The organism is Endozoicomonas sp. SESOKO3 (assembly GCF_024606255.1).
Genome location: NZ_JAHHPR010000294.1, coordinates 1 through 4,403, shown reverse-complemented (window position 1 = coordinate 4,403; position 4,403 = coordinate 1). Strand labels below are relative to the sequence as shown.

Sequence of the window (4,403 nt, the reverse complement as noted above, 5' to 3'; positions counted from 1 at the left end):
GGAGTCACTTGTTCCGCACACCCGGAGAAATTTTTAAAGCGACAGCCCCCTGTCACCGGATCACAGGGGACATGTTCTGTCCAGGACATCTTGCGATGATCTGGCAGGAAGGCATTGTACTGGCTCCAGCCCCCCCCAGCTGATCCTGCTCAGCTGATAACCGGGTCGATCCGTAATCACAATCAACTCCTGATCAGAGCCGGTATAAAGTGACTCCAACCTGCGGCGAAAGTTATAATTGGCATTAAACAGATAAGCTACCGTGCTCTGCAAATGGCCGCCGATCACTGTACTCGGCGTCGAGTCGTACAGAACCCTCTCTCCTCCTTGCCAATCAGGCACCAGAACTACCGGAATTGACTTATTGAAGTCACTGGCAAAATAGGGATGCCATTGAATAAAGAGGTCCAGCCAGTTCTGACAGCGCACGCGGCTATTCAGATAATCGTCTTCAGATCCATGGAACGCCCTAATGGTTCTGCCGGCTGTATTAATGGCTTCACAGTTGCTCGCGATCAGGGACGAGTAGCGCAGAAAAGAAGAAGGCACATTTTCTCGTTCTATCGTAGAGAGACGCTTCCATCTCTGGTAATCCTTTTCGAGATGACTGAACAGGCTTTTCAGTCTCTGATCTGCGTCAAAGTGACTCCACCAGTGTTCTATGGCAGACAGCCTAAAGAATTTTGGTTCTTCTGGAAAACCGACCACTTTGCTGGCAACAATCCAACGGTCAGTTTGATAATTCAGCACGCCTACATATAAAGGGTGTGCAGGCCGTCTCGCAAATGCCCGTCTTTTACTGGCATAAAAAACGAATTCCTCTTCCTCAGAAAGATAGCACGATAGCCCTATTCCCAATCCTAACAAGCCTGCCATCATGCCCAGAGCTACAATAGTGTCGCTGCATGCTGTTCTCATCTTGGCCTGTAAATGAGTGTGCCCGGAAAGCGCAAAAGAAACAATGAGTATCTTTAAAATGCTTTGCCGTCCAATTCGGTATCTAACCATCAATGTGTCCAATGCGTCATTTATAATGCCGAACAGTATAGATAACTTTAGAGCAGCTGCTTTTAAAAAGAATAAGAGTTAGAAATGCTGCCCACATGATTAAGAGCAAAACATTCCCTGGGAATCAGCAAAAAATCCCGAATTTGGCGCTGTTATAGACGAACATTTACTTCGTTGCACCGAATTCAAAAGCTTCGATCAGATTCAGCTCAAATTGATTGTTTTTTGCCCGCCTTGAAACCACTTTATTTTTCGATGACCAGGATGTACCCAGAGACCAGGCGACGAGGGTCTCACCATGATGAAATATAAGAATCTGCTTTCCCGTGTCGGGATGACTCAGCAGGTAGGGAGTCACTTTCTCCTCACTCCCGGAAAAATTTTTGAAACGACATCCGCCAGCCATTGGATCACAAGGTGTATGTTCTAACCAGAAAGGCTCTGGCAGGAAGATGCTATAAAACCACGATGGCCAACGACTGACCCTGTTCAGTTGATAACTGGGTCGATCTGTTACCACAACTAACTCCTGATCAGAATTGCCATAGAGTGAACTCAACTTGCGAAAGTCATAATAGGCATTAAACAAGTAAGCGACACTGCCATGGAAATGGCCTCCGACCAGCCTGCTCAGCGTCGATTCGTCGGGGATGGCTTCCTTTCCTTCACGCCAGTCAGGCACCAGAACCACCGGGATTGACTTGTTGTAGCGACTGGCAAAATAGGCATGCCATTTAATAAAGTCACCCAGCCAGTTCTGACAGAGCATGCGGCTATTCAGGTAATCGCCTCCATGGAATGCCTTAAGGTTATTGTCAGCAGTATTACTATTAATCTGAATGGCTTCACAGTTGCTGGCGACCAGGGACGAGTAGTGCAGAAAATCAGAAGGTAAATCTTCTGATTTGGCCTGAGTGAGGCTCTTCCATCTTTGGTAATCCTTTTCAAGATGGTTGAACAGGTTCGTCACTTTCGGGTCCACTTGAAAAGGAAAGAGACTCCACCAGAATTCTACATCAGACAGCTTAACAAACCTTGGTCCCTCTGTTTCACCGATCAGTTTACTGGCAATAATCCATCGGTTAGGTCGATAATTCTCCACGCCCTGAAACATAGACTGGACTGGATAGCCCATAGCTGCCCGCCTTCTGGTAACAAAAGAGATAAAGTCATCTTCCATAGTAGAAGCATCCCACAATACCATAAACGTAAATACCGCCATGCTCAGACCTGCTACGGTGCATCTGAATGTTTTTGTGCCGGCCTGTAAATGACTGTGCCCAAGAAGCACAAAAAAAACGATGAGTATCTTTAAAATTCTATGCTGTCCAATTCGGTCTCTAACCATCGAAACGTCCAATGCCTGATTTATTCTGCAGACCAGTATAGATAACTTTAAAACCGCTGCTTTTAAAAAGGATAAGCGTTAGAAATGCTGCTCAAAAACAAGTTTCTGGAAATGAGCAGACCATCCCGATTTGAGAGCGGTTGTAGCCGACTGTTTACTGATTCTTTTGAGTCGTGTTCTGCTTCGATGTTAAGAGCTTACTGAACTGATGCCTCGACCTGCCGAAGGGTTTTGATCAACCTTGTGCATGATTATCTTAAGCCCATAATCCTGAACAATCGGCCAGATGCACGCTCATTTCATATTGGAAGAGGTCAGGAATGCATACTTATCTTGTTGTTAGGCTACTTTGCACATAGCTGGATAAAAATGTATGGATTTAACGATGAACAAAACCCTCTCCACGGTGTTTCTTTTGTTGTTGTTCCCGTTGTCTGTCATTTGCAAGGCCGAAAACTTAACAGGACGTTTTGTTGTCGAATTTGTGCCGGATCGTGGTTCAGTTTCTCCGGATCATATCTTTTCTATAAAGCCCGACCTGAATACATTGTCGGGCAGCTCGCCGGACATTGAGGGTACAAACGGTTTCAACGACCCGGATTTTCCGGCTGATGACAAACGACATGGACTTAATGGTTACGGATTAACAACAACCCTTATTGAGTCGATTTCGTGGCATTTGCTTTGTGCCACTCCGCTGCTGGTTGCTTATGAACTGGCTCTGACCACCAATGACACCTCTCCAGACTTCAAAACTTATTCCCGGCTAACTTTAGAAACGTTTATCGCTGTTGGCTCGCTGTTAAACAGCTATTGGAACCTCAATTCACCGATGTTTAACCCCATGGGACAACCAGAGGCGAATCAGGATCACCCGTTTGCGATCAACACCATGACGTTTGGTCCCAGAAATAACCCAAAACAAGGCCAGTCATCCAACTTATCCACCCAGCAAACCTCAGGGACAAACACCCAAGTTAAAGGCATTGTCACAAGTTACCCGCATTCTGACTCTGGCGGTGGTAGCGAAAACCCCGAACAACAACAGCAGCATACTTTCGGTTTCAATTGTTACGTAGATAACTGTCATGGCGTTTGTCGATTCCGACCACCACCCGTTAAAGAAGATCTGGTTGGAGCAGGTGAGTGCCCTATATGCTTTATGACGTTTAAAAATGTGACTGTTACCCCCTGTTGTTCGCAGCAAATTGACACAGACTGTTTACGAAAGGTGTTTTTGAGCCCTTCACAACTGTCAGCGAAAACCTGCCCATATTGCAGAGCAAGCCTGTATTTTTTAGCACAATCACCGGATTTTACAGCAAACGCAGGGGCACATCGGGACTTACGAGCTCCTCATAACGAGCCCTCTGGCATCGGTTCCTCACAAACGAGCTCTTTCGTTAACACTACGAGACGCGGGCGAATGATCTGTGACGTGACCATAGTCGGCGAACATGGTCAGCTGCGGCCATGCGGGAGGGCTTTTAACAATCCCAGAGCCCTGTCAAGTCATAGATACAGATGTCACCATAGCGGGGAACAAATCTGTGAGGAGATAGTAATCAGCGAGGGTGGCCAGCGGCGGCGGCCATGCGGGAGGGTTTGCCCAAATGCCAGAGCCCTGTCGATTCACAGAAGCAGACACCACACCGGGCAACAAACCTGTGGCGAGACCGTCATCGGTCGGGATGGCCAGCGGCGGCCATGCGGGAGGGTCTGCCCAAATGCCAGAGCCCTGTCGATTCACAGAAGCAGCTGCCACAGCTGGCAACAAACCTGTGACGAGACCCTAATCTGCGAGGATGGCCAGCTGCGGCCATGCGGGGCTATCCTCACAAATGCCAGAGCACTGAGCGATCATAGATTGAGATACCACACCGGGCAACAAACCTGTGACGAGACCATAATCAGCGAGGATGGCCAGCCCCGGCCATGCGGGAAACTCTGCAGAAATGCCAGAGCTCTGCAGGATCACAAATCCAGATACCACAGCCGGGCAGCAAACTTGTGACCTTATCATAATCGGCGAGGATGTCCAGCCGTG

General features: G+C 47.8%; 3 protein-coding genes. 1 reads left to right on the top strand and 2 read right to left on the bottom strand.

Features of this window, described 5'->3' with window-relative positions; translation table 11 throughout:
• Positions 1-60: 60 nt before the first annotated feature.
• Both KDK18_RS05320 and KDK18_RS05315 read right to left on the bottom strand, forming a co-directional pair.
• Positions 61-918: a hypothetical protein gene (locus KDK18_RS05320; RefSeq protein WP_257253731.1), complete on the bottom strand. Its 858-nt coding sequence runs from the start codon at positions 916-918 to the stop codon at positions 61-63.
• A 256-nt stretch (positions 919-1,174) separates the two neighbouring features.
• Positions 1,175-2,230: a hypothetical protein gene (locus KDK18_RS05315; RefSeq protein WP_257253729.1), complete on the bottom strand. Its 1,056-nt coding sequence runs from the start codon at positions 2,228-2,230 to the stop codon at positions 1,175-1,177.
• A 511-nt stretch (positions 2,231-2,741) separates the two neighbouring features.
• On the opposite strand from KDK18_RS05315, the gene KDK18_RS05310 reads away from it, so the two are divergent.
• Complete coding sequence (locus KDK18_RS05310; RefSeq protein WP_257253728.1) at positions 2,742-4,370, top strand: hypothetical protein; 1,629 nt, start codon at positions 2,742-2,744, stop codon at positions 4,368-4,370.
• Positions 4,371-4,403 lie beyond the last annotated feature (33 nt).

What these genes read in the sequence shown, in the direction of transcription:
- KDK18_RS05320 (WP_257253731.1), bottom strand. Translation starts at nt 918, where the DNA reads ATGAGAACAGCATGCAGCGACACTATTGTAGCTCTGGGCATGATGGCA.
- KDK18_RS05315 (WP_257253729.1), bottom strand. Translation starts at nt 2,230, where the DNA reads ATGGCGGTATTTACGTTTATGGTATTGTGGGATGCTTCTACTATGGAA.
- KDK18_RS05310 (WP_257253728.1), top strand. Translation starts at nt 2,742, where the DNA reads ATGAACAAAACCCTCTCCACGGTGTTTCTTTTGTTGTTGTTCCCGTTG.